The organism is Actinocrispum sp. NPDC049592 (genome assembly GCF_040675465.1).
Lineage (GTDB): Bacteria > Actinomycetota > Actinomycetes > Mycobacteriales > Pseudonocardiaceae > Kibdelosporangium.
The window spans coordinates 207,827-233,305 of record NZ_JBFAPA010000007.1 but is presented as its reverse complement, the minus strand read 5'-3'; the positions used below and the strand labels follow the sequence as shown (position 1 = coordinate 233,305).

21 protein-coding genes are annotated in these 25,479 nt (G+C 69.2%); 10 read left to right on the top strand and 11 right to left on the bottom strand.

What is annotated here, in order from left to right; all coding sequences use genetic code 11:
- Nucleotides 1–10: 10 nt before the first annotated feature.
- Entirely contained in the window at nucleotides 11–772 is a 762-nt protein-coding gene (locus tag AB0J95_RS20005) for a regulatory protein RecX (protein ID WP_364759433.1), read from the bottom strand.
- A 2,315-nt stretch (nucleotides 773–3,087) separates the two neighbouring features.
- A complete protein-coding gene (recA, locus tag AB0J95_RS20000) occupies nucleotides 3,088–4,131 on the bottom strand; it encodes a recombinase RecA (protein WP_364759430.1) in 1,044 nt (347 codons plus the stop codon).
- A 226-nt stretch (nucleotides 4,132–4,357) separates the two neighbouring features.
- Here recA and AB0J95_RS19995 point away from each other — a divergent pair, with 226 nt between their 5' ends.
- On the top strand, nucleotides 4,358–5,011 hold the full coding sequence (locus tag AB0J95_RS19995) for a class I SAM-dependent methyltransferase (RefSeq protein WP_364759427.1): 654 nt from the start codon (nucleotides 4,358–4,360) through the stop codon (nucleotides 5,009–5,011).
- On the opposite strand, the gene AB0J95_RS19990 is transcribed toward AB0J95_RS19995, so the two are convergent.
- The gene (locus AB0J95_RS19990; RefSeq protein WP_364759424.1) at nucleotides 5,008–5,202 is read right to left on the bottom strand and encodes a DUF3046 domain-containing protein; all 195 of its coding nucleotides are present in this window, start codon (nucleotides 5,200–5,202) and stop codon (nucleotides 5,008–5,010) included. The genes AB0J95_RS19995 and AB0J95_RS19990 overlap by 4 nt on opposite strands.
- Before the next feature lie 222 nt (nucleotides 5,203–5,424).
- On the opposite strand from AB0J95_RS19990, the gene AB0J95_RS19985 reads away from it, so the two are divergent.
- Nucleotides 5,425–5,862 (top strand): YciI family protein, encoded by a 438-nt coding sequence (locus AB0J95_RS19985; RefSeq protein ID WP_364759421.1) that lies wholly within the window; start codon nucleotides 5,425–5,427, stop codon nucleotides 5,860–5,862.
- A 40-nt stretch (nucleotides 5,863–5,902) separates the two neighbouring features.
- On the opposite strand, the gene AB0J95_RS19980 is transcribed toward AB0J95_RS19985, so the two are convergent.
- Nucleotides 5,903–6,070, bottom strand: a complete 168-nt coding sequence (locus tag AB0J95_RS19980; protein WP_364759418.1) for a hypothetical protein — start codon at nucleotides 6,068–6,070, stop codon at nucleotides 5,903–5,905.
- Between the two features lie 75 nt (nucleotides 6,071–6,145).
- Nucleotides 6,146–7,990, bottom strand: a complete 1,845-nt coding sequence (locus AB0J95_RS19975) for an Hsp70 family protein (RefSeq protein WP_364759415.1) — start codon at nucleotides 7,988–7,990, stop codon at nucleotides 6,146–6,148.
- A 148-nt stretch (nucleotides 7,991–8,138) separates the two neighbouring features.
- On the opposite strand from AB0J95_RS19975, the gene AB0J95_RS19970 reads away from it, so the two are divergent.
- From AB0J95_RS19970 to AB0J95_RS19955, 4 genes are all read left to right on the top strand, one after another.
- A complete protein-coding gene (locus AB0J95_RS19970) occupies nucleotides 8,139–9,326 on the top strand; it encodes a four-carbon acid sugar kinase family protein (protein ID WP_364759412.1) in 1,188 nt (395 codons plus the stop codon).
- A complete protein-coding gene (gene pdxA / locus AB0J95_RS19965) occupies nucleotides 9,323–10,342 on the top strand; it encodes a 4-hydroxythreonine-4-phosphate dehydrogenase PdxA (RefSeq protein WP_364759409.1) in 1,020 nt (339 codons plus the stop codon). The genes AB0J95_RS19970 and pdxA overlap by 4 nt, the downstream gene beginning before the upstream one ends.
- Nucleotides 10,339–11,016 carry a DeoR/GlpR family DNA-binding transcription regulator gene (locus AB0J95_RS19960; protein WP_364759406.1) on the top strand — a complete coding sequence of 226 codons (678 nt, stop codon included), beginning with the start codon at nucleotides 10,339–10,341 and terminating at the stop codon, nucleotides 11,014–11,016. The genes pdxA and AB0J95_RS19960 overlap by 4 nt, the downstream gene beginning before the upstream one ends.
- 80 nt (nucleotides 11,017–11,096) lie before the next feature.
- On the top strand, nucleotides 11,097–12,248 hold the full coding sequence (locus AB0J95_RS19955; protein ID WP_364759403.1) for a histidinol-phosphate transaminase: 1,152 nt from the start codon (nucleotides 11,097–11,099) through the stop codon (nucleotides 12,246–12,248).
- A gap of 66 nt (nucleotides 12,249–12,314) precedes the next feature.
- On the opposite strand, the gene AB0J95_RS19950 is transcribed toward AB0J95_RS19955, so the two are convergent.
- From AB0J95_RS19950 to AB0J95_RS19935, 4 genes are read right to left on the bottom strand one after another with little or no spacing between them, the layout of a single operon-like run.
- On the bottom strand, nucleotides 12,315–12,857 hold the full coding sequence (locus tag AB0J95_RS19950) for a hypothetical protein (RefSeq protein ID WP_364759400.1): 543 nt from the start codon (nucleotides 12,855–12,857) through the stop codon (nucleotides 12,315–12,317).
- Entirely contained in the window at nucleotides 12,850–13,941 is a 1,092-nt protein-coding gene (locus AB0J95_RS19945; RefSeq protein WP_364759397.1) for a hypothetical protein, read from the bottom strand. Before AB0J95_RS19945 ends, AB0J95_RS19950 begins: the two co-directional genes overlap by 8 nt.
- Nucleotides 13,942–13,953: 12 nt before the next feature.
- Nucleotides 13,954–14,349, bottom strand: a complete 396-nt coding sequence (locus AB0J95_RS19940; RefSeq protein WP_364759394.1) for a FixH family protein — start codon at nucleotides 14,347–14,349, stop codon at nucleotides 13,954–13,956.
- Nucleotides 14,346–15,674: a hypothetical protein gene (locus AB0J95_RS19935; protein ID WP_364759391.1), complete on the bottom strand. Its 1,329-nt coding sequence runs from the start codon at nucleotides 15,672–15,674 to the stop codon at nucleotides 14,346–14,348. Before AB0J95_RS19935 ends, AB0J95_RS19940 begins: the two co-directional genes overlap by 4 nt.
- A 134-nt stretch (nucleotides 15,675–15,808) precedes the next feature.
- Here AB0J95_RS19935 and AB0J95_RS19930 point away from each other — a divergent pair, with 134 nt between their 5' ends.
- A complete protein-coding gene (locus AB0J95_RS19930; RefSeq protein ID WP_364759388.1) occupies nucleotides 15,809–16,945 on the top strand; it encodes a histidine kinase in 1,137 nt (378 codons plus the stop codon).
- Nucleotides 16,936–17,637 carry a response regulator transcription factor gene (locus AB0J95_RS19925; RefSeq protein WP_364759385.1) on the top strand — a complete coding sequence of 234 codons (702 nt, stop codon included), beginning with the start codon at nucleotides 16,936–16,938 and terminating at the stop codon, nucleotides 17,635–17,637. The genes AB0J95_RS19930 and AB0J95_RS19925 overlap by 10 nt, the downstream gene beginning before the upstream one ends.
- An 81-nt stretch (nucleotides 17,638–17,718) precedes the next feature.
- Here AB0J95_RS19925 and AB0J95_RS19920 read toward each other — a convergent pair whose 3' ends face one another.
- The gene (locus tag AB0J95_RS19920; protein WP_364759382.1) at nucleotides 17,719–18,600 is read right to left on the bottom strand and encodes an aldo/keto reductase; all 882 of its coding nucleotides are present in this window, start codon (nucleotides 18,598–18,600) and stop codon (nucleotides 17,719–17,721) included.
- A gap of 117 nt (nucleotides 18,601–18,717) precedes the next feature.
- Here AB0J95_RS19920 and AB0J95_RS19915 point away from each other — a divergent pair, with 117 nt between their 5' ends.
- Nucleotides 18,718–23,337, top strand: a complete 4,620-nt coding sequence (locus AB0J95_RS19915; RefSeq protein WP_364759974.1) for an ATP-dependent helicase — start codon at nucleotides 18,718–18,720, stop codon at nucleotides 23,335–23,337.
- A gap of 622 nt (nucleotides 23,338–23,959) precedes the next feature.
- Nucleotides 23,960–24,292 (top strand): DUF1801 domain-containing protein, encoded by a 333-nt coding sequence (locus AB0J95_RS19910; RefSeq protein ID WP_364759379.1) that lies wholly within the window; start codon nucleotides 23,960–23,962, stop codon nucleotides 24,290–24,292.
- A gap of 810 nt (nucleotides 24,293–25,102) precedes the next feature.
- Here the strand turns inward: AB0J95_RS19910 and AB0J95_RS19905 are convergent.
- Complete coding sequence (locus tag AB0J95_RS19905) at nucleotides 25,103–25,447, bottom strand: metalloregulator ArsR/SmtB family transcription factor (RefSeq protein WP_364759376.1); 345 nt, start codon at nucleotides 25,445–25,447, stop codon at nucleotides 25,103–25,105.
- Nucleotides 25,448–25,479: the final 32 nt, after the last annotated feature.

The window sequence follows — 25,479 nt, the reverse complement described above, 5'->3', positions numbered from 1 at the left end:
CGGTATGAAGTTATTCAAGGGTGTCGAGCAGGTTCGTCTCCTCACCGACGTTCTGTAGTTCGTCTTTCACGACCCGGTAGGCGAGTCCTTGTGCGTAGCCTTTGCGCGCGAGCATCCCGACCAGGCGCCGGATCTTGGTCTGCTGGTCGGCGGCGCCCATCGACGGCAGGCGTTTGCGGACGAGTTGCCGCGCCCGTTCCTCTTCTGCGTCGGAGTCGACCGCGGCGACCGCTTCCGCCGTCGTCTCACTGTCCACACCACGCCGCCGCAACTCCATCGACAACGCCCGGCGCCCGATCCCCTGATACGTGTGCCGCGACCGCACCCACATCTCAGCGAACGCCTTGTCGTCGATCAGCCCCACATCATCCAGCCGCCCCAGCACCTGCTCAGCGACATCGGCCTCAATCCCCTTGCGCACCAACGCCTTCCGCAACTCCAGCCGCGTCCGCGGCCGAGCCGTCAACAACTGCAGGCAGATATCCTTCGCCCGCGCCGCGGGATCCCGTTCGGACTGCTCCCGCTTCGCCCCCGCACGCCGCCCAGACTGCTCGTCGTCGTGCGACTCCCCCGCACGCCGCCGCCGAGCCCCCGAACGCCGCCCGGTCTCCTCGTCATCGCGCGACTCCCCCGCACGCCGCCCGGTCCCCTCGTCATCGCGCGAGTCCCCCGAACGCCGCCGCCGAGCCCCCGACTCCCCGAATAGCTCACTCAGCCCGGCAACCGGCGCCGCACCAGCGGACTCCGCAGACAGACCCGTGTCCGGATCCACCGCCGATCCCCGCCCAGACCCCGGCCGCCGACGCCCAGACCTCTCATCGCGGTCCGAATCCCCGGCCGCCGAACGCCCCGCCGCCGAACGCCCACGCCCCTTCGCCTGGGCCGACTGCTCAGCCTGTGCAAGCAAACCCCGCAACTCCGACACCCGGGACGAGTTCCCGCTCTCGAGCGGGAAGCCGTCCGCAGCCGCCGCCGGGTCCGGCTCGGCAAAGCCAGGTGGCCGACGTGGTCTACGCCCACCCGAAGAGTCCTCTGTGGACGCCCTCAGCCGCGGCGTGGACTCGGTGTCCCCACCGATGTGCTGGCCCTGCAGCCGCCGCCCACCTGCTTCAGGTTCTTCCCCTGGCAACCAGGTCACCGCCGACTCCTCCCGGAGCGACCTTCGTGCCGAAGACTCGTCACCGGGAGACAGTCCTGAGGACGGGTCGCCTCCGACGAACCGCCCTGCCAACGATCCATCCTGGGGCAACCGTCCCGCTGACGACGTGTCCCTGGCGAACCGCCCTGCCGACGATTCATCCCCGGAAGACCGCTCCGCTGCCAGCTCATCCCCGGCAGACCGCTCCGCTGCCAGCTCATCCTCGGCGAACCGTCTGGCTGATAGCTCGCTCCCGGCGGGCAGTGCTGCCGACGGCTTCTCGTCCGAAGACTGACCTGCCACCGATTCAGCCCGACGGGACCGTCCCACTGACAGCTCGTCTCGGGGCGACCGTTCTGCCGAGGATTCGTCGGCGGACCGTCTTGCCGACGATCTCTCCTCGGAAGACCGTCGCCGACGTTGGGACGCCGAGCGGCTGTCGGACGGCCGCTCCGCCTGCGCGATTAGATCGCGTAGTTCGGAGAGCCGGGCGGCAGTGCCCCGCTGCTGAGCCGCAGACAAACCGTCACCCGCCGAGGTCTGGGCCAGCGACGTCACAGCCGCCGACGCCTCGCCCACCGACGCCTCGTCAGGCGACGCTTGGCCCGCAGACATCCCGCCCGCCAGCATCCCGAGCGCGGACTTCTCCGGCGCTGATGTCGTTGACACCAGCGTCTCGGGCACCAGCGTCTCGGGCGCTGGTGTCTCGGGCGCTTGTGTCTGGTCTGGTAGCGCAAGCGCCTGGCTTGGCTTGGGATGTCGGGCGGCCGCGCCCGGTCGACCTCGATCCCCGGCTCCCGAATGCGCAGACACTGGCCGAGCCACCGGCTGGACCGCCCCGGCGGAGGTGCTCAGGTCCTCGTCGTCCGGACCGGCCGCTGTGGGTGCCGAACGATCGTCATCCACCTGAGCCGCATCCCGACGACCCGGCTCACCGGTCCCCGCCTTGGCAGACCTCGGCACGGATGTCCGCGCCGACCCGTCCGACAAACTCGGCTCACCAGCCGGCGGCCCAGCAGACCCCGGCACAGAGCCCGAGACCGCCTTGCCAGGCAGACGCGACCCACCGGTCCCCGCCCCCGCAGACTCCGATACGGAGTCCGAGATCGCCTCGTCCAACAGACGCGGCCCGCCAGTCCACGCCTCCGCAGATCCCCGCGCGGAGTCCGAGAGTGTCTTGTCCGACCGGCGCGACTCACCGGCCCCCGCCCCCGCAGACCCCGACACAGAGCCCGAGACCGCCTCGCCAGGCAGACGCGGCCCGCCGGTCGCCGCCCCGACAGACCCCGACACAGAGCCCGAGGCCGCCTCGCCAGGCAGACGCGGCTCACCGCCCCCCGCCCCCGCAGACCCCGACACAGAGCCCGAGACCGCCTCGTCCGACAGACGCGGCCCGCCGATGCCTACCCCGGCAGACCCTGGCACAGAGCCCGAGGTCGCCGCGCCAGGCAGGCTCGGGTCACCGACGCCGTGTCCGGCGGGCGTGGAGCCGACTCCACCCCGGGTATCCGGACGGGTCTCCACGGCCGGACGGCTCTGCTGGGCGGCGCTTGAGTCGGCCGCCGTTGCCCCAGGGGCAAGAGCGTCCCCGATGGGGTGGCTCAGGGTCTCGAAACCTGGACGAGCAGGGGTCGAGTTCTGGGTCGCCGTATCGGGCGTGACCGGGTCGCCGGCGCTGGGATCTTGAGGCCCAGGTGTCGAGTGGTCGTGAATCTCTGCTGGGGGCTCAGCGGATCGCGGGTCCCGACGGGAAGCCGGCTGGGGAACAGGGCCAGGCAGTTGCTCTGCTCCCCCAGCATCGGCCGTCCCAATGTCGTCACCGCGGTGGGGTGGGGATGATGGAGTGGTGCCCCAGGGGTCGAAGTCCGGGTGTGGCTGAGCAGGCCCGGCGGCGCGTTGTTCCGCTACCCAGTCGGTCAGCCAGTCCAGGTGGTCCGATCGGTCGGGCATCAGAAGTCAACGGGTGCGGGGGCGGCCTCCTCCGCGTCGAGCTTGGGACCGATGCCCATCTTGTCCTGGATGCGCTTCTCGATGTCGTTGGCGACATCGGGGTTGTCACGCAGGAACTTGCGGGCGTTCTCCTTGCCCTGGCCGAGCTGGTCGCCCTCGTAGGTGTACCAGGCGCCGGACTTGCGCAGGATGCCCTGCTCCACGCCCATGTCGATGAGCGAGCCCTCGCGGCTGATGCCGAACCCGTAGAGGATGTCGAACTCCGCCTGCTTGAACGGCGGCGCCACCTTGTTCTTGACCACCTTGACGCGGGTGCGGTTACCCACCGGCTCGCCGCCGTCCTTGAGCGTCTCGATGCGGCGCACGTCCAGCCGCACCGACGCGTAGAACTTCAGCGCCTTGCCACCGGTCGTCGTCTCGGGCGAGCCGAACATGACGCCGACCTTCTCGCGCAGCTGGTTGATGAAGATCGCGGTGGTGCCGGAGTTGCTGAGCGCACCGGTGATCTTGCGCAGCGCCTGGCTCATCAGCCGGGCCTGCAGGCCGACGTGGCTGTCGCCCATCTCGCCCTCGATCTCGGCGCGGGGCACGAGCGCGGCCACCGAGTCGATCACCAGGATGTCCAGCGCGCCGGAGCGGATCAGCATGTCCGCGATCTCCAGCGCCTGCTCACCGGTGTCCGGCTGGGACACGAGCAGCGCGTCGGTGTCCACGCCGAGCGCCTTGGCGTACTCGGGGTCCAGCGCGTGCTCGGCGTCGATGAACGCCGCGATACCGCCCGCGCGCTGCGCGTTGGCCACCGCGTGCAGGGCGACGGTCGTCTTACCGGAGGATTCCGGGCCGTAGATCTCGATGATCCGGCCGCGCGGCAGGCCGCCGATGCCGAGCGCCACGTCCAGGACGATGGAGCCGGTCGGGATCACCTTGATCGGCGCACGGGCTTCCTCGCCGAGCCGCATCACGGAGCCCTTGCCGTACTGCTTGTCGATCTGCGCGAGGGCAAGCTCGAGCGCCTTGCCCCGGTCGGGTGCTGCTGGTGCCATCTGTAAGTCCACCTCGTTGGTCGAGCGGTTTTCAGGTCGGGACAGACGCTACGGGTAGGGACCGACATTTTCGGGGTCGCCGGTCGGAGCACATCGTAGCGAACACGTGTTCGACCCGTTCGTCCGACACGCCGGGCAGTTCGTTCCGCCTGGTCACGTGAAGTCCATCCGCCACGAGCGAAACACATGGCACCGACAGTCCCGGCAGCTGTCGAATGAAACCGTGGTGAGAGCGGCATATGACGAGATCGCGGACTGGTACGAGGCGGAGTTCCTCGGCGCGCTGAAGGACGATCCCATCGGCGTCGGCCAGGCGTTGCGCGGGCTGCTCGGCGAGGGCACGGGTGTCTGCCTGGAGATCGGGTGCGGCACGGGTGTGCACGCTCAGACAGTGCGTGACCTGGGCTGGTCGCCTGTTGGGGTGGATTTGTCGCGGGGGATGCTCCGGCACGCCAAAACCCGGCTGCCCATCGCGCGCGCCGATGCCCAGCGCCTGCCGATCCGCGACGGCAGTGTCCCTGCGGCGATCGCGATGATGGTCCACACCGACATGCCCGCCTATCCCACGGTGCTCCGCGAAGTGGCCAGAGTGCTTCAGCCCGGCGGGGTCTTCGTGCACGTGGGGGTGCATCCGTGTTTTTGCGGCGGGTTCGCCGACCGCGGCGACCCGGCGGCCACCGTGATCCGGCCCGGGTACCTGGACGGCCGCTGGACCATGGAGTCGTGGACCGACCAGGGGATCCGGGACAAGGTCGGCGCCACCCACTGGCCGCTGCCGGACCTGTTGCACATGTTCCTGGACGCCGGCCTGACCCTCGACCGGTTCACCGAGGGCGGCGCGCCGACCCCGACCGTGCTGGCTGTGCGGGCGACCGTCTAACGGCGTTCCACCGGCACGTCGAAGTCATCGCACACGGCTCGCCAGATCTCCTTGGGCGACACCCCGGCCTCGAGCGCCTGGTCGACGGTCCGGCCGCCGATCGCGGCCAGTACGTGGTCCCGGGCGAGCATCTCGGCCCGGACGGCGCCGAACTCGGCGGCCATCAGGTTTCGGAAGACGGTGGTACGCATCGTCTCTACCCTAGTGCGCCGGATCGGAGCGGCACCGGACACTGCCAACGCCGCCTGCGATTGGGCACACTGGTGATGTGCCCGCACCCACCGAGTTCGAGTCGATCGCACTGCAGGTCGTCGCCATCGCCGCGGTGCTCACTTCCTTGCTGCTGCTGATCCGCGCCTACCGCCGGCGCCGGTAGAGTCGCCGCGTTCGCTACTGAGGGAGGGTGCACGCCCATGCGGTTCATGATCATCATCAAGTCGAACGAGCAGGCCGAGCAAGGGATGCCGGCCGATCCGGCCGCCGTCACGGCGATGATCGGCGCGATGTCGAAGTTCAACGAGGAGATGGCCGACGCCGGGGTCATGCTCGCCGGCGAGGGCCTGCGGGAGAGCGCCAAGGGTAAACGGGTCAAGATCGCCGACGGCAAGACGACCATCATCGACGGGCCGTTCACCGAGGCCAAGGAGCTCGTCGCCGGGTTCTGGCTGATCCAGGTGGACTCTCTGGACGAGGCCGTCGAGTGGGCCACCCGGGTGCCCAGCGCGCCGGGCTGGGAGACCAACCTCGAGGTGCGTCAGGTGACCGAGGACGAGGACTTCGGCGAGGGGTTCACCACGGAACTGCGCGAGACCGAGGCGCGGATCCGGGCGAAGTCGGCCGGCAACCGGTGATGTTCGTGTCCCGCGCCGGGGCCCGGCGCGGGACACCGTTTCATTCGGGGTCGTTCTCCAGGCTGACGACCCTGCCGTCGGTCATGATCACGGTCCGGCCGCCGAAACCGGCGGCGCGCAGCCGAAGGCCGATCTCATGTACGAGCCGCGCGTATTCTGTGCTGTTGAAATCGCCGAGCACGCGAACGGTCAACTCTGGGTAGTCCATGCCGTTCACTGTGCATGCACACAATTGCCGCGCACAAGTCGCTCGACTGTCTGATGGAAATCGAGAATCCGGATTTCAGATTCCGGGTTGAACGCTTTTCTCGAAAAAGTTCGCGAGGTCGTCCGGAGTATAGGCACCGCGCAGTTCGACCTTGCTGAGCACTCCCACGATCGGGCGATCCTGCACGGTGAACACGAGTTTGCCGGTCCCACCGCTGACCGCCGCCTTGTATTGGCCGGTCAGGCCGTTGCCCTTCCAGTCGGCCTGGACTCGGTCACCACCGAGGGAACCGGCCACCTTGTCGGCCTCCTGGGTGGCCACCGCCTGCGAGTTCGCCTGCAGATAGGTCACCTCGTATTGATCGGGCAACGTGCAGGTGGTGATCAGGCCGACGTTCGCATCGATGCCGCTGCTCTCGGGACCGTCCTTGCACGTGGCGGTGTCGGGTACGCCGCCGGCCAGTTGACGCAGGCATTTCGTGAACCCTTTGTCGTCTTTGTCCGCGACCGACTGGCAGTCCGCCGCGGTCGGAACGTCACTTCCGGGACGCAACAGGAAAAACGCCCCCACCGCGACCGCGGCGACGACCACGAATGCCCCGACGGTGAGCAGCAGCTTGCGGTTGCCCTTCTTCTCCGGCGCCGGAGCGGGCGCCGGCTTGGCCTGGGGGAAGTTCGCCGGCAACGGCTGCCGGATGGGCTGCGGGCCGCTTGGCGGAAACGCTTGCTGCGCGGGGAAACCGCCACTCTGCGGGGCCCCGCGGTAGGCACCCGCGCGAACCGGGGTCATGGTCGCGGTCGGCTGGTCCTCGGCGAGGGCGCTGTTGACCTCCTGGGTGCGCATGCTGATGCCCTCGCGCGGGACATGGTGCGCACCGAGGGCGACCGCGGTCTCGGGCTGGTCCAGGCTGGTCGGCACGACCCGCAGCTGCTCGGCGATCAGGGTGGCCACCAGCGGGATCCGGCTCGATCCCCCGACCAGGTAGATCCCGATCAACCGATCGGGCGTCATGCCCGTGGTCCGGACCGTCGCCGCGAGCAGCTCCACACTGCGCAGCAGGCTCGGCCGGATCAGTGCCTCCAGTTCGGCGCGGGTGACCAGGACATCGTCGAACGGCTCGGGCATGGGCACTTCGGTCTGCGGGTGCCGGGACAGCGCTTCCTTTGCCGCCTTCACGTCCTCCCGCAGCGCACGCTGTGCTCGCCGGTCCCCTGTCGTCTCCGGGCGCAGCAATCGCTGCCAGCGGGCCGGATCGCGGTGCGAGACCTGCCGGCCGACGTGCTCCAGCAACGCCTGGTCCACGTCAAGACCACCGAGGTCGGGCAGGCCGTCCTCGGCCAGTACCGAGAACCCGTGCTGAGTGGCGCCGACGACCGCGATGTCGAACGTGCCCGCGCCGAGGTCGTACACGGCCAAAGCCTTGCCAGGCGCCAGGGACTGACCAGGGAACGACGCGAAATGCGCCGCGGCGGCGACCGGCTCGGGCACGAGCACCAGGTTGGAGCCCATACCCGCCAGGCGAGCGGACGCGAGCAGCACATTGCGCCGGACCGGACCCCACTGGGCGGGGTGGGTCAGCCGCACCTCGTCGGGTTTCGCCCCGCCGAGCTGGCGAGACGTCTCGTCGCTGACCCGCCGCAGCACGGCCGCGAGGGCGTCGGTCACCGGCACGACGGTGTCGCCCAGCAGCAACGTGCCTTCGTCGACCCGGCGCTTCGGGTTGGGTTCGAACCGGGACGGGTCCAGCCGCGCCCGCCGCTCGGCGTCCCGGCCCACGACCAGGTTGCCGTCCTCGCCGGCGAACACCGCCGAGGGCATCGTCGCCGAACCGTCGACCTCGATCACCCGCGGCGGCCGCCCATGGGCGGACAGCACCGCCACTGTGTTGGACGTGCCGAGGTCAACCGACAGGACGCGCACAGCTCTCCCCTTTGCCCGCCGTTCATCCCAGTGGTAGCGACCGGTTGGCGGTGGTCCCGGTCGTTGCTGCGCTGATGCTGCCATGCCGGACTACTCGCGTGGTCCCGGGTTGACTTTCTGCTCGTTGCGAGCAGGATTCATGCTCAGAATGAGCAGGCCACGGGTTCTGGTGATCGGCGACGACCTGACTGGCAGCAACGCGACCGGCGCGTTGTTCGCCAAGTTCGGCATGCACACCATGACCGTGCGCGGCGGAGCACCGGTCCCGGACATCGACGCGCTCGTGGTCAACCTCGGCAACCGGCATGCGCCGCCGGACGAGGCTCGTGCCGCGGTCCAGGCGACGATCGCGGCCGTCGGCGATGTGCGGCTCGTGGTCAAACGCGTCGACACCACATTGCGCGGCAACGTCGGCGCCGAGACCGACGCGCTCATCGCCGTGTTGAACGTCAAAGCCCTTGTCGTGCCTGCGTTCCCGGACGCGGGCCGGGTCACCGTCGGCGGGCTGCACCTGGTCGGCGGCGTGCCGCTGGCGGAGACTGCGGCGGCGAAGGACGCGTTGAACCCGGTCACCTCGTCGCGGGTGGCGACGATCCTGCGCCAGGGCACGAACCGCGAGATCGCCGAGATCCCGCTGGACGTGGTCGAACGTGGTGTGGACGCCATCGCTCACGCACTGCGCACCGAAGCCGACATCATCGTGTGCGATGCGACCCGGAACGCACACCTTCGGGTGATCGCGACCGCGGCGGCGCGGGTCTCGGATCACTGGCTGTCGGTGGACTCCGGCCCCTTCGGGGTAAGGCTCGCAGCAGCCCTGGGCATCGCGCCCGGCGACCACCCGTCGCCACCGATCCTCGCGGTGGTCGGCAGCACCACGGCGATCACCAGGGACCAGATCGTCGAGACCGAGCAGACCCTGGGCGCCCGCTACGTCGAGGTGGACGGCAGCGAGGATGCCGAGGCGATCGCAGGCCGGATAGGGGACCTGCTCGGCCAGAATCACCAGGTGGTGGGTGTCCGGACCCGCTCGGCGACGCTGAGTCCGGAGCAGGCCGCGCACCTGCCGGGCCTGCTCGCCGAAGCAGCCCGGATCGTGTTGTCCCGTCACCGCATCGGTGGGCTTTACGCGACCGGCGGTGACATCGCGACAGCGGTCACGGCCGCCCTGGACACCGACGGGTTCGTCATCGACGACGAGGTCGTCCCGCTTGCCGTCGTCGGGCGCCTGGCGGGCGGCCCGTTCAACGGTCTTCCGTTCGCCACCAAGGGCGGCCTGATCGGCGACCCGACCGCCGCGGTGGCGTGTATCGAGCGATTGAAGGGAATCTCATGACCAAGCCTGTGCTCGCGGTGACCCTCGGCGACCCGGCCGGGATCGGCCCGGAGATCACCGCGCGGGCCCTGGCCGCGCCGGAAGCGACCGAAACCGCGCGCCCGCTCGCTGTCGGCGACGCACCGGTGCTGCGCCGGGCCGTCGAGGTCTGCGGCCTGGATGTGGCGGTCCGGCCGGTCTCCTCGGTGGCCGAGGCGAAGTTCGAACCGGGCACGATCGACGTGCTGGACCTGGGCGTCGCCCCGGGCGACCTGCCATGGGGCGAGGTCAACGCGACCGCGGGCAAGGCGGCGGTCGCCGCGATCGAGGAGGCCACCAAGGCCGCGTTGCGCGGCGAGGTGGACGCGGTGGTGACCTCGCCGATCAACAAGGAGTCGATCTGGGCGGCCGGCTCGAAACACCTGGGGCACACCGAGATGCTCGGCGAGCTGACCGGGTCGGACCGGTTCAACACCATGTTCTGGGTGCGCGGCCTGAAGATCTTCTTCGCCACCCGGCACCTCTCGGTCAAGCAGGCGGTCGAGCAGATCACGAGGCCGAACATCGAGCACGCCATCCGGGAGGCGTACACCGCGCTGCGGATCTTCGGTCAGGACGAGCCGCGACTGGCGGTGGCCGCGCTCAACCCGCACGGCGGCGAGGGCGGCAAGTTCGGCGACGAGGAGATCGTCGCGATCGCCCCCGCCGTCGAGGCCACCAAGGCCGACGGGCTCGACGTGTTCGGCCCGATTCCGGCGGATTCCGTGTTCCACCAGGGACTCGAGGGCCGCTACGACGGCGTTCTGTCGCTGTACCACGACCAAGGCCACATCGCGTCGAAGACGGTGGACTTCCATGGCACCGTCTCGGTCACGGTCGGCCTGCCGATCCTGCGGACCTCGGTCGACCACGGCACGGCGTTCGACATCGCCGGCACCGGGCAGGCGTCGCACGAGACCATGGTGGCCGCTTTCCGTGCCGCGGTTGAACTCGCGCCGTACGCGCCCCGGCTGCGTGAGGCCTACCCCGGGAAATGAACGCGCGGGAACGCAGGGCCAAGCTGCTCGTCGAGGTTCGCGGCGGCGCGGGGCACATCCAGGACCTGGCCGACCGGTTCCGGGTGTCGCCCTCCACGATCCGCCGCGACCTCAGCATGCTCGCCCAGGACGGGCACGTGGTCCGCACGTACGGCGGCGCGGTCGAACGAAGTGTGCGGGACAAGAACAACCTGCACGCGGCCGAGAAGGAGGAGATCGCACGGGCGGCCGCGGAGGTGATCCAGGACGGTGAGGTCGTCGTCCTGGACGCCGGCACGACCACCGGGCGGCTGGCCGCTCACCTGGCGCATCGTGAGCTGACCGTGGTCACCAACGGGCTCACCGCGATCCTCGCGCTGGCCGAGAGCCCGGCCGTGGAGCTGATCGTGCTCGGCGGCCGGCTGCGGCAGCCGAACGAGGCCATCGTCGGCCCGACCGTGCTGGAGCAGTTGCGGCACATCGGAGCCGATCGTGTGTTCCTCGGCGCCGATGGGCTGAGCGAACAACGCGGACTGTGTTCGCCGAGCCTGGAGCAGTCGCACCTGAAGTACGCGATGCTGCATTGCGCACGGAATGCATACGTGCTGGCTGACCGATCGAAACTCGGACACGAACCGTTCCATTACTGGACGCCGCTGGATCGGTCGCACACTGTCATGACAAACCTGTCGTAATCCTACCGAGATAAACGTGAACCGATGACCGGTTCGATCCGTATCTCCCGGTACAGCGTCAGTCAGACGGGAGTGATCGAGTGCGACATAGTGTGGACACCGGTCTGTTCCAGAGAGCCGCGCACAGCCCGTCATATTTCGAGCTCACCCGCGGAATGGGCGACGGTGGCCGGCAGATCGCGGATTTCTGCATCCCGTGCAACCCGTATTTCCCCACTCCCGAGATGTTCAACGAGCTCGCGAAGAACCTGGAAATGGTTCTCAAGTTCTATCCGAGCGACTCGGCCACCATCGCGGGCAGGCTGGCCCGCATCCTCCGGCTCAACCCGGCCACCATCGCGATGTCCAACGGATCGACGGAACTGATCACCTGGATGGACCACCTGTGGTTCACCGAGAGTGTGGCCGTGCCAATCCCCACCTTCGGCCGGTGGACCGACCAGCCGATGGAGACCGGCAAGCGGGTGGACATGTACCCGTTGCAGGAGAACAACGACTTCGAGCTGGACATCGACTCGTACATCAACTTCATCCGGGCCCGCCGCTCGCGCGTGGCGGTGATCTGCAACCCGAACAACCCCGACGGCGGCTACCTGCCGAAACGGGAGATCATCCGGTTCATGGACGAGCTCGCCGACCTCGACCTCGTGGTCATCGACGAGTCGTTCATCGACTTCGTGGAGGTGGAGCGGCACCCGTCGGTGGCGCTGGAGGCGACGATCCGGCCGAACGTGGTGGTGCTCAAGAGCCTGGGCAAGAACTTCGGCCTGCACGGCATCCGGTTCGGCTACCTCGTCGCCAACCCCGCGCTGGCCGGCAAGATGGCCAAGACCCTGCCGAAGTGGAACCTCAACTCGCTGGCCGAGACCGTGGTGTTCATGCTCGAGGAGCACGCCCAGGAATACGGGGAGAGCCTGCAGCTGCTCGCGCGCGACCGCTACCGGATGGGCATGGAGCTGGCCCGGCTGCCGGAGCTGACCGTCTACTCGTCACAGGGGAACTTCCTGATGGTCAAGCTCGCGCCGGGGCTCGACGGCATCGCGTTGCGCGACCATCTGCTCAGCCGCCATCAGGTCTTCATCCGCGAGTGCGGCAACAAACTGGGGATGAGCAGTGACTTCATCCGCCTCGTGGTGCGGCCGGAGCAGGACGTGGTCCGGCTGATCGACGGGATCCGGGACTTCACCAGGGCGAGATGGGACGGCCCCGCCCTGGTTCACAGCGTGTCGTAGCAGTGTCTTAGCAGTCGTAGCAGGATGACCCGCGGGGCACGGCTGCGGTCGCGGCCCCGCGGGTCATCACGCCGGCGCGGGCACGGGTTTACGCGTCCGGCGCCAGGCAACCACGATCAGGGCGACGAGGCCGAACAGCGGCAGCGTGCTGATCGCCCAGCTCAGCCCGAGCGGCGGCCCGGGCTGCTCCAGCACCTTGAGGCCCTTCAGCTCACCGACGGCCGGGCCGGCCGGGCCGTCGATGGTGAACCGGAAGGTCCAGTCCCCCTGCTGCGGCATGCTGAGCACGTCCAGGCCCCACACCTCGCGCTTGCGCGGGTGGCGGGCCAGCGGCTGCGAGCGCCGCTGCCGGTTGTCCTGGCCATACAGCATGGCCAGCCGGCCGGACTTGTCCGCGATGCCGCCGTCCGGCGCGAAGGTGAAGTCCAGCGACTGCATGGCCTTCAACGGCCACGTACTGAAGCCGACCGTCATCCCATAGGGGCCGACCTGGACCCGTTCGGTGTGCACGATGTTGACCGGCTCGTACGCCAGCGCCGGTGCGGACGCCCCGAGCATCAGCCCGATCACGCTCAACAGCGCGGTGATACCCCTGAAACTTCTACGCATTGACGGCCTCCGGTTTGAGCGCACGGAGCATCTCGCCGAAGCGGCGCCCCAGAAGTCCAGCGAGAGCACCGAAAACCGTGCCGACGATCGCGGTGACGATGATGGAGTCGTAGCCCGACACGGGATACCCGTAGATCAGGGCGTTCTGCAGCGGGGCGCACGCGGCGATGATCAGCCCAGCGAGTGCGCCGGTCACCCACACGGGCAGTTTGTTCAGCAGACCGGTGATCGCCGCGACGACGACCAGCACGAGCGGGACCATCGCGGGCAACGCGGGCACGCCTTGGGCATAGTCGCGCAACGGCAGGTCGATGGCACTGGCGTAGGTCTTGGCGGCCCAGGGCGAGAAAACCCAGTACACGCCCTGCAACACCAACACGATCAGCGCGACCCACAACCCGCCCCAACGGCGGTCGAGCAACCGTGCGGCCATGAACACGATCATGACGGACAGGAACGCGGCCCCCACGTCGACCGAGTCGATGATCCCGCCGGGCAGCGCCTGCAGGCCGATCGCGGTGACCATGCTGAACACCAGCAGGCTCGCCGCGGTGACGACCGCACCGATGATGCCCCAACGGTGTTCGCGCGCGGTGGCGAACACCATCGTGGACCCGACCATGGTGATCGAGATCGACAGCAGCAGGCCGATGTGCGGCGGCGACGCGATCACCGCGTCGAACCCGTACAGGCTGTGCCACCACATGTCCCACAGGCCGTACAGCAGGAACGACGCCGCCCCCGCGCCGGAGATCAGGTAACCGACCGGCGCGGCGAAGGTCCGGCCGAACACTCCGACGGCACGGCCTCCCACGATCGGGTCGATTTCCTTGCCCCGGCGCTCGGCGGCGGTGGTCATCAGCACGACCATCAGGCTCGCGAGCCCGGACACCGCGCTGCCGGAGTACAGCAGCAGGTGCGGCACCGTGAAGAACGTGTCCGGCCCGACGTCGGTGTGCCACTGGATGTCCCAGGTGAGCCCGGTGAGCGAGAGCAGCACCCCGCCCAGCACGACACTCGCCGGGACCAGGCCGCGTGGCACACTGCGCGCCTGTGCGCCGGCAGTGGACGCGATGCTAGCCATGATCCTCCCCTTTCACTTGACCAGTAACGGAAAAACGACTTGTTCGGTGCCGCCCGCGGCGTGCAGCGAGACGGTGATCTCCCACTGCCCCGGCATCGGCAGCTCGGTGTTCGCCGCGCGGTAGCTGCCCGGTTCCCCCGCGCCGGCCACCACCGGGCTCAGTGCGTGACCCATCTGCGGCATCACGGGTTCCACCGTGACACTGTCCACTGTGGCCGGCTGCCCGGACTTGTCCGTGATCCTCAGGTCGAGCGAGTTGTTGCCCTGCTTGGGATCGTCGACCGACAACCGGATGTTGTGCTTGGCGGTGTCGGCGGTCAGCACGGTCTCCTGGTCGCCACTCGGCCACAACAGCCACGCGAGCAGGCCGAGGACCACCGCGGCCGCCGCCCCGAAAGCGAGTTTCATCCCTGCCCCCTCGTCGCGGGTACGTCGATGACCGACGGCACGGTCACGACGCCGTAGTCCCGTTCCACCTGGCTCCACGTCAAATAGCGGCCGGGCAACGGGAATGTGTAGGTAAACGTGACGTCCGGCCCGTAAGCCGCGACGCTCTCGTCCGGCTTGCCCGGCATCCCAGGCGTGACTGGGATCATCGCGTGTACGTGTGCCCAGATCGGCGCCGTCGCCGGGGAATCCGTGACCGGGCCGGCGACGATCATGTGCCCGGCCATGCCGAGCCACGGTTGCAGGTCCGCCGTGGCGAACCGTGCGGTGAGCGTGCTCGGCAGGCCCGCAGCTTGAACGGACTTCACGACATCGGCCACACCTTCAGATACACCCGATCCGGCGTTCTGGTTCGCGACCGAGGTGCGCAGCAGTTGCGCTCCGCCACCGCGCCGGGCGATTTCCGCCGCGATCGCGTGAGTTCCGGCATCCGATGCGGCGACCCGGGCGCGGTACTCGCCGGATGCCACCCGGATCGGGTGCAGGTGCTGCATCTTGCCCTGCGGTGACACGTCGATCAGGTGCATCAGGGCGTTGTCGTGCACCAGCAGGTCGTCGACCGGACGTCCGGTGGCGCCGTCGGTCAGCTGGAGCACCAGTTCGCTGGACTCCATCCGCGCCACCATGTTCACCGGCGGGCGCGAGAAGTCCACAATGGACGTTTTCTGGTACGGGTCGGCCCCGGTCGTCGGGTCCAGCTGCGTTCCGAGAGGCGCGGGCTGCGGGATCACCGAGGACAGCACCGCCGCGGTGACCGCGACCGCCAGTGCCGCGACCATCCCACCGGCGGGAACCAAGGCCAGCCCGGATCGGCCGAACACCGCCAGCAGCAACGACACCACCAGCAACAGCCCGGCGACTACGAACCCTCCGTAAGCGGCTTTTTCCCACGGTGGGGTGACATTCGCCGGGACGACGAACGGAATGGTCGCAACCTGACGTCCGTCGTCGACAGCGAGTTCCCACGGTCCGTCCCGGTCCACCTGGAGCGTTGCCGGGGTGAAGGCCGGCTTGTCCGGGAGCGCGACCTCGGCGGAGCTCGCGCCCAGCTTGAGTTCCAGCTTTCCGGCAGGTGTGCCCTTGTGGGTGACGATGTCGACGTGCACCGGTCCGGGGATCTCGTCGACCCGGCGGATGATGATGGTGAGCTCGCGGTCGCCGAGCGTCTGCGCGATCTGGATGTCCGCGCCGGCTTGGGCGCCGTCGGCCAGTGCTGGGGTGGCTCCACCGAGCACGGCCCCCAGCACGCACAGTGCCATCAGAACGGAAATCCGCAAGGTACGCATCGCGGTCAAGGTATCGACGCGAGTTGACCGAAATCGTCACGTCAGAGGTGGAAATCGGGTCCCCTGTACGGGGGAGGAACGACCCCGGCCCGGCGGGATGACCCTGAGCCCGCCGTCAGGGAGGATCCAAGGCGATGCTCACCACCAAAGAGTCCCTGAAGTGGCAGTCACTGCTGGTCGCGGTGTGCTGTGTACTCGTCGACGGCCTCAACATCGTGCTCCATGGGCTGACCTCGCTCACCTGTTGGGGGATTCTGGTCGCCACCGTCTGTGTCGACGCCGCGTTGGGCGGTGCCGCCCGGCATTCGGGCTGGGTTGCCCTGGCGCACTCGGTCGTCCGGGTGTCCATCGCTTTGGTGTCCACGTCGGCCGCCAACGAGGCCGGGATGCTGATCGCGGCCTACCGCGCGGGTGCGTGGCTGACCGGGTTCGCGGCGTGGGGCGCCTTGGCCGTGATGGCCGCAGCCGGCGGAGCCTGCCAGGTACTCCTGGGCGGCCGGCCCGATCTGATCATCATCACGGCGGGCAAACTGGCCTTACTGCCCTGGCTGGTCGGTCGCTACACAACCGCCCGGCGGGCCTATCTCGCGGAAATGGAGCAGCGCTCCGAATTGGAGCGCCGGGATGCGCAGGCGGCGGTCACCAAAGCGATCGCGGAGGAACGCAGCACGATCGCCCGCGACCTGCACGACGTGATCATGCACCACGTGAGCGCGATCAACCTGCACGCCGGCGCCGCGCGGCTGGGGCTGAACAACGGCAACGGAAAGCTGGAGGCGTCCCTGCGTTCGGTCGAGACCGCGAGCCGCTCGGCCATGGTCGACATGCGCCATCTCCTGGACGTCCTGCACGGCGACAACTCCGACGGTGCCCGCCAGCCCGGCCTGGACAACCTGGAGGAACTGTTCGACGGAGTGCGGTCGACCGGCCTGCCTGCCCGGCTGCGGGTGTCGGGTACTCCGTGTGACATCCCGGAGTCGCTGGACATCACGTTGTACCGGATCGTGCAGGAAATGCTCACGAACGCGCTGCGGCACGGCGACCGGACCGGCGTTGACATCCATCTCGCGTACGGGCCGGACTCCATCACGGTGAGCAGCGACAACCCGATCGGGCAGAATTCCGAACCGGGCACGGCACCCCGCCGCGGTCTCGCCGGGATCCGCAACCGTGCCAGCATGTTCCAGGGCAGGTCCGACTCGGGGGTCGAACCGGACGGCCGTACCTGGCGGACCACCGTGACGTTTCCCCTGGAGGCGCAATGCCCGTGAGCCTGCTGCTCGCCGACGACCATGCGATGCTGCGGTCCGGGATGCGCGCGATCTTCGACACGCAGCCGGACTTGGATTGCGTCGCCGAGGTCGCCGACGGCCGGGCCGCCGTCACCGAGGTCGCCCGCCTGCGGCCGGACGTGGCCGTGCTGGACATCCGGATGCCCAAACTGGACGGGCTCGCGGCGACCGAACAGATCCTCGCCGACCCGGCCAACCGCACCAAGGTCGTCGTGCTCACAACGTACGACAGCGACGAGTACGTCTACCGGGCGCTGCGGGCCGGTGCGAGCGGGTTCCTGCTCAAGAGCCTGCCGCCGGAGGAGCTGATCTCGGCGATCCGGGTGGCCGCCCGCGGCGACGCACTGATCGATCCCTCAGTGACACAACGGCTGATCGCCCGGTTCGCGACCAGCATCGCCCCTCCACAGCCGCCGCCCGAACTGGAGCAGCTCACCGCGCGGGAACGGGAAGTGTTGCTGCTGATCGCTGGCGCGCACAGCAACGCCGAGATCGCCGCGAAGCTGCACGTGGGCGACGAGACCGTGAAGACGCACGTGTCGCGCGTGCTCGCGAAGCTGGGGCTACGCGATCGAGTGCACGCCGTGGCGTACGCGCATCTCAATGGGCTAGTTGACAACCAGCGGCTTGCACCGGGAACAACTGCGCGTACTGACCGTCGGCAGCCATGAGTTCGTCGCGGCTGCCTTGCTCGACGACTTGCCCGTCGGACAACACAATCACCCGATCGGCGCCCCGGTCGGATGAACCGGTCAGCCCGCAAGGGCGTCGAGCTCGGCGATCTCGTCCGCGGCCAGCTCGATGTCCTTCGCGGCCATGTTCTCCTCCAGATGCGTGAGTGAGGAGGTACCCGGAATCGGCAGCATCACCGGTGACCTGGCCAGCAGCCACGCCAACGCGATCTGTGCCGGTGAAGCGCCATGCCGATCGGCGATTGTCGCGATCACCTTGTCCTGCTGATCGGTGCCGCTGAACGGCAGTGGCGGTCGATCCGCCTTGAACATCCCTGCGGCCAAAGGAAAGTACGGCACGAACGCGATGCCCTGACGTTCGCACTCGGCGAGCACGTCCGCAGCGGCCCGATCGAACAGGTTGAACCGGTTCTGCACCGCCGCGATCGGCGTCATTCGTTGTGCCAGTTCGAGTTGCCGCACGGTCACGCCGCTGAGCCCGAGGTTCCGGATGACACCGTCTCTGCGCAGCTCGGCTAGCGCCTCGAACGACTCCTCGAACGGGGTCTCGTCGGCCGCCAGCAGGCCGTCGCCGCTCGTTCGGAGGTAGACCAGGTCGAGCTGGTCCACGCCGAGCCGCGCCCGGTTGACCGCGACCTGTTCGCCGAGCTGCGCGGGCTTCGCGGCGGGGTCGAAGCTGCCGTTCCCGCCACGGACCGCGCCGATCTTGGTCGCGATCGTGAGCGTCTCCGGGTACGGCCACAGCGCCTCACGGATCAGTTCGTTCGCCACCGCTGGGCCGTAGAGGTCGCTCGTGTCGATGTGCTCGACGCCCAGCTCGACGGCCCGGCGGAGCACGGCGAGGGCCGTGTCGCGGTCTCGCGGTGGTCCCCAGGCTCCCGGCCCCGCCAGCTGCATCGCCCCGAATCCAAGCCTGGCGCCCCTCAGGAAATCCCCGTTCACCTGCATCTCCTTCACTTGTCTTGACGGCGAGTGTCAAGTACTTGACATGCTGCTGTCAAGTAGCAGTTATCCACAGGCCCCGGCAACGGAGTGGAAGTGTCGGTGTGGCGTTGCATGATGGATGGCGTGGACGAACTCGACCTCTTCTCACCCGCGACCCGCAGCTGGTTCGCGGGGGCCTTCGCGGCGCCGACCCAGGCCCAGGCAGGGGCCTGGCGTGCGGCGTCGGCGGGTGAGCACGCCCTGGTCGTGGCGCCCACCGGCTCGGGCAAGACACTCGCCGCCTTCCTGTGGGGACTCGACCGGCTGGCCACCCAGCCGCCCCCGGCCGAGCCGAAGCACCGGTGCCGGGTGCTGTACATCTCGCCGCTCAAGGCGCTCGCGGTGGACGTCGAGCGCAACCTGCGCGCCCCGCTGGCCGGCATCCGGCAGGCCGCCCACCGGCTCGGCCAGACACCGCCGTCGATCTCGGTGGGCATGCGCACCGGCGACACCCCGGCGGACGAGCGACGGACCTTCGCCAGGAGACCGCCGGACATCCTGGTGACCACGCCCGAGTCGTTGTTCCTGTTGCTCACCTCGGCGGCACAGGACTCGCTGCGGGGCGTGGAGACGGTGATCGTCGACGAGGTGCACGCGGTGACCGGCACCAAGCGCGGCGCGCACCTCGCGTTGTCCCTGGAGCGGCTGGACGCGTTGCTAAGCAAGCCCGCGCAACGAATTGGGCTTTCCGCCACCGTCCGGCCGATCGAGGAGGTCAGCGCGTTCCTCTCCGGCGGGCGGCCGGTCACCGTGGTCGCCCCGAAGACCAGCAAGACCGTGGAGATCACCGTTCAGGTACCGGTCGAGGACATGGCCAACCTCGACACCCCGACGGCACCCGACCGCACCGGTGAGCTCCCGGTCCAGGGCGGCATCGGCAGCCTGGAGGAGATCACCGGCGAGATCGGCGCCCCCCGGCGGCCGTCGATCTGGCCGGCGGTCGAGGAGCGCATCCTCGGGCTGGTCCAGGCGCATCGCTCCACCATCGTGTTCGCCAACTCGCGACGCCTGGCCGAACGGCTCACGGCCCGGCTGAACGAGCTCGCCGAGGAGCACGCGGCGGAGCGGGACCAGCCCATCGACCTGGGCTCTGTGGCGGCCCGGTTCCCGGCGGAGGCGGTGGGCCAGTCCGGCGTCACCACCGGGAGCACCACGGTCATCGCACGGGCCCACCACGGCTCGATGGCGCGCGAGCAGCGCACCGTGGTGGAGGAGGAGCTGAAGTCCGGCCGGCTCCCCTGCGTGGTCGCGACGTCCTCGCTGGAGCTCGGGATCGACATGGGCGCGGTCGATCTCGTGGTCCAGGTCGAGGCGCCACCGACCGTGGCGTCCGGCCTGCAGCGGGTCGGGCGCGCGGGGCACCATGTCGGTGCGGTGTCCCGCGGGGTCATGTTCCCGAAGTTCCGCGGCGACCTGGTGTCCTGCGCGGTGGTCGCGGAACGCATGCGCGACGGTGCCATCGAGGCGACCCGGTACCCGCGCAACCCGCTGGACGTGCTGGCCCAGCACATCGTCGCGATGGTCGCGCTGGAGCCGTGGACGGTCACCGAACTGTCCACTCTGGTCCGGCGCGCGGCGCCCTTCGCGGCGCTGCCCGAGTCCGCGCTGCACTCGGTGTTGGACATGCTGTCCGGGCGGTACCCGAGTGAGGAGTTCGGCGAGCTCCGGCCGAGGATCACCTGGGACCGCATCACCGGCGAGCTGCGCGGCCGCCCCGGGGCGCAACGGCTCGCGGTCACGTCCGGCGGCACCATCCCCGACCGCGGCCTGTTCACCGTGATGACCCCGCCCAGCGAGGGGGCGTCCGGCTCCAGGGTCGGTGAACTGGACGAGGAGATGGTGTACGAGTCGAGAGTCGGCGACACGTTCCTGCTCGGCACGTCCGCGTGGAAGGTCGAGGACATCACCCACGACCGGGTGATCGTGCTGCCCGCGCCCGGGCAGCCCGCGCGGATGCCGTTTTGGAAGGGGGACGCGCCGGGGCGTCCCCTGGAACTCGGCCGTGCCATGGGGAAGTTCCTCCGTGAGGTGTCCACATTGGAGGATTCGGCGGCCCGTGCCCGGGCGGCGGACGCCGGGCTGGACGAGTGGGCACAGGACAACCTGCTGACGTACCTGGCCGAGCAGAAGCAGGCGACCCGGCATGTGCCCGACGACCGGACCGTGCTGGTCGAGCGGTTCCGCGACGAGCTGGGCGACTGGCGGCTCGTGGTGCACTCACCCTTCGGTGCGCAGGTGAACGCGCCATGGGCGCTCGCGATCGCGGCCAGGCTGCGGGAGCGGCGGGGCATCGAGGCGCAGATGGCCCACTCCGACGACGGGATCGTCATGCGGCTGCCGGACGCCGTGGACGAGTCCGGCGCGGAGGTGACCGCGGGAGCCGAGGACGTGCTCCTGGACCCGGACGAGATCGAGCAGATCGTCGTGGCCGAGGTGGGCGGCTCGGCGCTGTTCGCGGCCAGGTTCCGGGAGTGCGCCGCGCGGTCGCTGCTCCTGCCCCGGCGGGATCCCCGCCGACGCAGTCCACTGTGGCAGCAGCGCCAGCGCGCGGCGCAGCTGCTGTCGGTGGCGGCCAAGTACGAGCGGTTCCCGGTCGTCCTGGAGGCCATGCGCGAGTGCCTGCAGGACGTCTACGACCTCTCCGGGTTACGCGAGCTGATGTCGGACGTGCGCGCCCGCCGGGTTCGCGTGGTCGAAGTGGAGACGCCCTCGCCGTCGCCGTTCGCCCGCAGCCTGCTGTTCGGGTACGTGGGGATGTTCCTCTACGAGACCGACACCCCGCTCGCCGAGCGCCGGGCCGCGGCCCTGTCGCTCGACTCGTCCCTGCTCGCGGAACTCCTTGGCTCCGAGGCGATCCGGGAGCTGCTGGACGCGGACGTGGTCGCCGAGATCGAGCGATCGCTGCAGCGGCTGGATCCCGACCGGCACGCCAGGCACGAGGAGGACGCCGCTGACCTTCTGCGGTTCCTGGGTGATCTCACGGATGCCGAGGCGGCGGCCCGTGGGATCAGGCCGGAGTGGCTCACCGAGCTGATCGCCCAGCGCCGGGTGATCAGGGTCCGCATCGCGGGCGAGGACCGCAACGTCGGCATCGAGGACGCCGGGCGGATGCGGGACGCGCTCGGCGTGGCGCTGCCCGTGGGCGTGCCCGAGGCGTTCACCGAGCCGGTCGCCGATCCCCTGGGCGACCTGCTCTCCCGGTACGCCCGGACGCACGGCCCGTTCCCGGCGGCCGAGGCCGCCACCCGGTTCGGGCTGGGTGTCGCGGTCGTGACCGGCGTCCTGGACCGCCTGACCGGGGCAGGCCGGCTCGTGCGAGGCGAGCTGCGGCCGGGCGGCATGCACACCGAGTACTGCGACGCAGAGGTTCTGCGCAGGCTGCGGCGAGCCTCGCTGGCCCGCTTGCGTGCCGAGGTCGAGCCGGTGGAGCCGGCCGCGCTGGGCCGGTTCCTGCCGAGCTGGCACGGGGTGGGACGGCGGCTGCGCACCGCGCCGACCGCGGACGACGTGCTGTCGGTCGTCGAGCAGCTCGCCGGGGCGCCCCTGCCGGCGAGCGCCCTCGAGTCGCTGATCCTGCCCGCGCGCCTGCCGGGATACTTCCCGGCACTGCTGGATGAGCTCACCACGGCCGGGGAGGTCACGTGGTGCGGCAGCGGCTCGCTGGCCGGTGGCGACGGCTGGATCGCCTTGGCACCAACAGATGTCGCCGATCTGTTGCTGCCGGACCTGGAGGAGAACGTGCCGGAGTCGCCGCTGCACTCGGCGATTCTGTCCGCTTTGGACGGTGGCGCGTTGTTCTTCCGCCAGCTGACCGACCGGGTGGGGGCGACCGACGACCAGGACGTGGTGGCGGCCGTGTGGGACTTGGTCTGGGCCGGCCTGGTCACCAACGACACGCTCAACCCGTTGCGCGCCTTGGTCTCCGGTGGTGGCGCGGCGCACAAACCGCGCCGTGCCACCCCCCGCGGCCGCTATGCCCGGCTGCGGGCTCAGCGTCCGGTGATGCCCAGCCGCACGGGCCCGCCCACAGTCGGCGGGCGCTGGTCCCTTGCCGTTCCGCGCGAGACCGACCCGACCCGCCGTGCCCACGCTCGCGCCGAGGCTTTCCTTGAACGGCACGGGGTACTGACCCGAGGCGCGCTGGACACCGAACGGGTCACCGGCGGGTTCAGCGGTGTCTACAAGGTATTGCGCGCCATGGAGGAGTCCGGTCAGGTCGTGCGGGGCTATGTCGTCGAGGGCCTGGGTGCGGCACAGTTCGCCGCCCGGGGAGCCGTCGACCGCCTCCGCGCACTGTCCCGCGCCGCCGGCCGCGACCCCGATCCCGTTGCCACGGTTGTCCTAGCGGCCGCCGACCCTGCCCAACCCTACGGCGCCGCCCTTCCCTGGCCCGATACCGTTGGCGACGGCAAACACCGCCCTGCCCGCAAAGCCGGTGCCCTGGCGGTCCTCGTCGATGGCACTCCCGCCCTCTACGTCGAACGCGGCGGCCGCTCCCTCCTGTCCTTCACCGAGGACGAGGAGGCCCTCCGTTCCGCCGCCACCGCCCTGTCCTCCGCCGTGCGCGAAGGCTGGCTCGGCCAACTCGCCGTCCAGCGAACCGACGGCGAGCACTCCCTCACCTCCCACCTCGCCGACATCCTCCGCGACGCCGGCTTCCGCGCAACCCCCAAAGGCCTCCGCCTCCGCGCCTAACCCCACCCACCCACACCCCTCCCCACCTCACTCCCACAGCACACACCACACCCACCTCACCACCACCTCCGACCATCCACCTCCGCAACGCGTACTCCACGCCCGCCCAAGACGTCCTCACATCACCACCCACCACGACGTCAACTCCCGCACACCGCCCACCCAACGCGTCCCTCCACCAATCCCCGACCGCTAACCCCCAACTCCACCACTCACCTCCCGACCACCACTCACCTCCCGACCACCACTCGCCTCCTATTCATCGCTGGCCGACCACCTACACCCTGACTCCACTAGCCCGCCCCTCACCCTCCTGTCCTCCACCAACCTCACCACTTACCCCCGTCCCCCGCTGGCCGACCATTTACGCCCTGACTCCACCAACCCGCCCCCTCACCTCCCGTCCTCCACCAACCCCCGCTCAGGCCTAGACTTCGTCGGCCTGACACTCACCCCCTGAGTCGGTCGACCCGATCAGTTCTGCAGTGCCAAGTGGTCGGTGCCTCTTACGGGTGTCTGGTTGTTCGGGCTCATGGGGGTGGGTGGAATTGCTCGCTCTGGTGGGGTGGAGGTCCTACACTCGGGCCTCCCATCAGGCATCACTCATACCTTCGAGGCGCAGATGGATCCGGCAGTTCAACGCATTCTGGATCTGGGCGGTCCGCTGACGATCCTGATCCACGAGCTTCTCCTGGATGTGTATCCGACGGCGGTTCTCACCGCTGACAGCGAGAACATCGGCTACGGGGCCAGCACGGGGTACCGGGGACTGCGGTTCACGGTGGCGCCGTTCGACGACTATGTCCGGCTGGGAATCGCCGGCGGGGCGTCATTGGAGGACCCCACCGGGTTGCTGCAGGGCACGGGAAAGGTTCACCGGCACATCAAGATCCGCTCCGGTGATGAGCTCGCCAACCCGGCGCTGCACGCTCTGCTCAAAGCGGCACTGAACTAGCCAGCACACACATCGGTCAGCTGCCGCACATTGCCCATAAATGTCCACTAAGGACAACAGCCAACTCGCGCGGCACGCGACAGGTGAGGTGCTGGGCCGCGGCGGTCGAGAGAGACTCGGCTCGAGTTCCGCCAGCTTCTCAGGCGCTTTGGCGAACAACGGCGATCCGCCGCCAAGGACACGACCGGCGCGACCCAACAGTTTTGGCTCATCGACCATTCCCGCGGCTGAAGGCATTGACCACGGCACCGCCGCCCACGACCACCACATCCTTGTCCGCGCGGGACACGCGTTTGAGCTACAGCGTCTTCCAAACGGTGTATCTCGCAAAGCGGAACGGTCGCCGAGGCGCCACCGTTCCGGCGCAGGGTGAGTAACCACGAAGACTGGCAGCATGACGTTGCTGCCCGTGCCGTTGCCCACCGTGTCGTTCCAGCATCGGTGCCGTCGATGACATCAAACGGCCGCCGCTCCATGTGACCGCCGCAGTCCGCGCCACCCCGATGACAAGTGGGCCTGATCGTGCTCCATGCCGCTGGACACCATGGGTATCGCGCCTCCACCGAGGGAACACCGCATGGCTCCAGACCCCCACTCCCCCGAGGTCCTCGGACATCATCGTCTCCAGGCTGACCAAATCCAGCGCGCGCTCGTACTCGAGTACTTCCATGTCGATACTGCGCGGACCAAGCCACTGCGGATCCAACTCCGCGTCCGCCCAGACACAGAAGACCTGCTCCGGGGGTGGCATTGAACTCACGAGTCACGTCGACGAACGGCGTGCTGGCTGCACGGTGACGATGGTCGCGTTCATTGCTCTTGCTGCTTTGTCGTTTCGAGAACGGTGTCGAGGCGGCGGTACCGGCTCTCGACGGCCAGTCGGTGGGTGTCGATCCAGCTGGTCAACTCCTCCAGCGCCGCCGCGTTCAGGTGACACGGACGCCTCTGCGCTTCCCGGCTACGAGTGATCAACCCGGCCGCCTCCAGCACCTGGATGTGCCGGGAGACCGCCTGTTTGGTGATCGGGAACGGCTCGGCGAGCTCGTTCACGGTCGCGTCACCACGGGACAAACGAGCGACCAGCGCACGGCGCACCGGATCACCCAGCGCGGCGAACGCCCGATCCAGCCGATCCGTCACCTCGTCAACCAGCATGCTGATCAACACACCTCTTTATCAACTAGTTC

Coding starts and splice junctions, on each gene's coding strand:
- recA (WP_364759430.1), bottom strand. CDS start 4,131: ATGGCACCAGCAGCACCCGACCGGGGCAAGGCGCTCGAGCTTGCCCTC.
- AB0J95_RS19990 (WP_364759424.1), bottom strand. CDS start 5,202: ATGCGTACCACCGTCTTCCGAAACCTGATGGCCGCCGAGTTCGGCGCC.
- AB0J95_RS19985 (WP_364759421.1), top strand. CDS start 5,425: ATGCGGTTCATGATCATCATCAAGTCGAACGAGCAGGCCGAGCAAGGG.
- AB0J95_RS19980 (WP_364759418.1), bottom strand. CDS start 6,070: ATGGACTACCCAGAGTTGACCGTTCGCGTGCTCGGCGATTTCAACAGC.
- AB0J95_RS19970 (WP_364759412.1), top strand. CDS start 8,139: ATGAGCAGGCCACGGGTTCTGGTGATCGGCGACGACCTGACTGGCAGC.
- pdxA (WP_364759409.1), top strand. CDS start 9,323: ATGACCAAGCCTGTGCTCGCGGTGACCCTCGGCGACCCGGCCGGGATC.
- AB0J95_RS19960 (WP_364759406.1), top strand. CDS start 10,339: ATGAACGCGCGGGAACGCAGGGCCAAGCTGCTCGTCGAGGTTCGCGGC.
- AB0J95_RS19950 (WP_364759400.1), bottom strand. CDS start 12,857: ATGCGTAGAAGTTTCAGGGGTATCACCGCGCTGTTGAGCGTGATCGGG.
- AB0J95_RS19945 (WP_364759397.1), bottom strand. CDS start 13,941: ATGGCTAGCATCGCGTCCACTGCCGGCGCACAGGCGCGCAGTGTGCCA.
- AB0J95_RS19940 (WP_364759394.1), bottom strand. CDS start 14,349: ATGAAACTCGCTTTCGGGGCGGCGGCCGCGGTGGTCCTCGGCCTGCTC.
- AB0J95_RS19935 (WP_364759391.1), bottom strand. CDS start 15,674: ATGCGTACCTTGCGGATTTCCGTTCTGATGGCACTGTGCGTGCTGGGG.
- AB0J95_RS19930 (WP_364759388.1), top strand. CDS start 15,809: ATGCTCACCACCAAAGAGTCCCTGAAGTGGCAGTCACTGCTGGTCGCG.
- AB0J95_RS19925 (WP_364759385.1), top strand. CDS start 16,936: ATGCCCGTGAGCCTGCTGCTCGCCGACGACCATGCGATGCTGCGGTCC.
- AB0J95_RS19915 (WP_364759974.1), top strand. CDS start 18,718: ATGGATGGCGTGGACGAACTCGACCTCTTCTCACCCGCGACCCGCAGC.
- AB0J95_RS19910 (WP_364759379.1), top strand. CDS start 23,960: ATGGATCCGGCAGTTCAACGCATTCTGGATCTGGGCGGTCCGCTGACG.
- AB0J95_RS19905 (WP_364759376.1), bottom strand. CDS start 25,447: ATGCTGGTTGACGAGGTGACGGATCGGCTGGATCGGGCGTTCGCCGCG.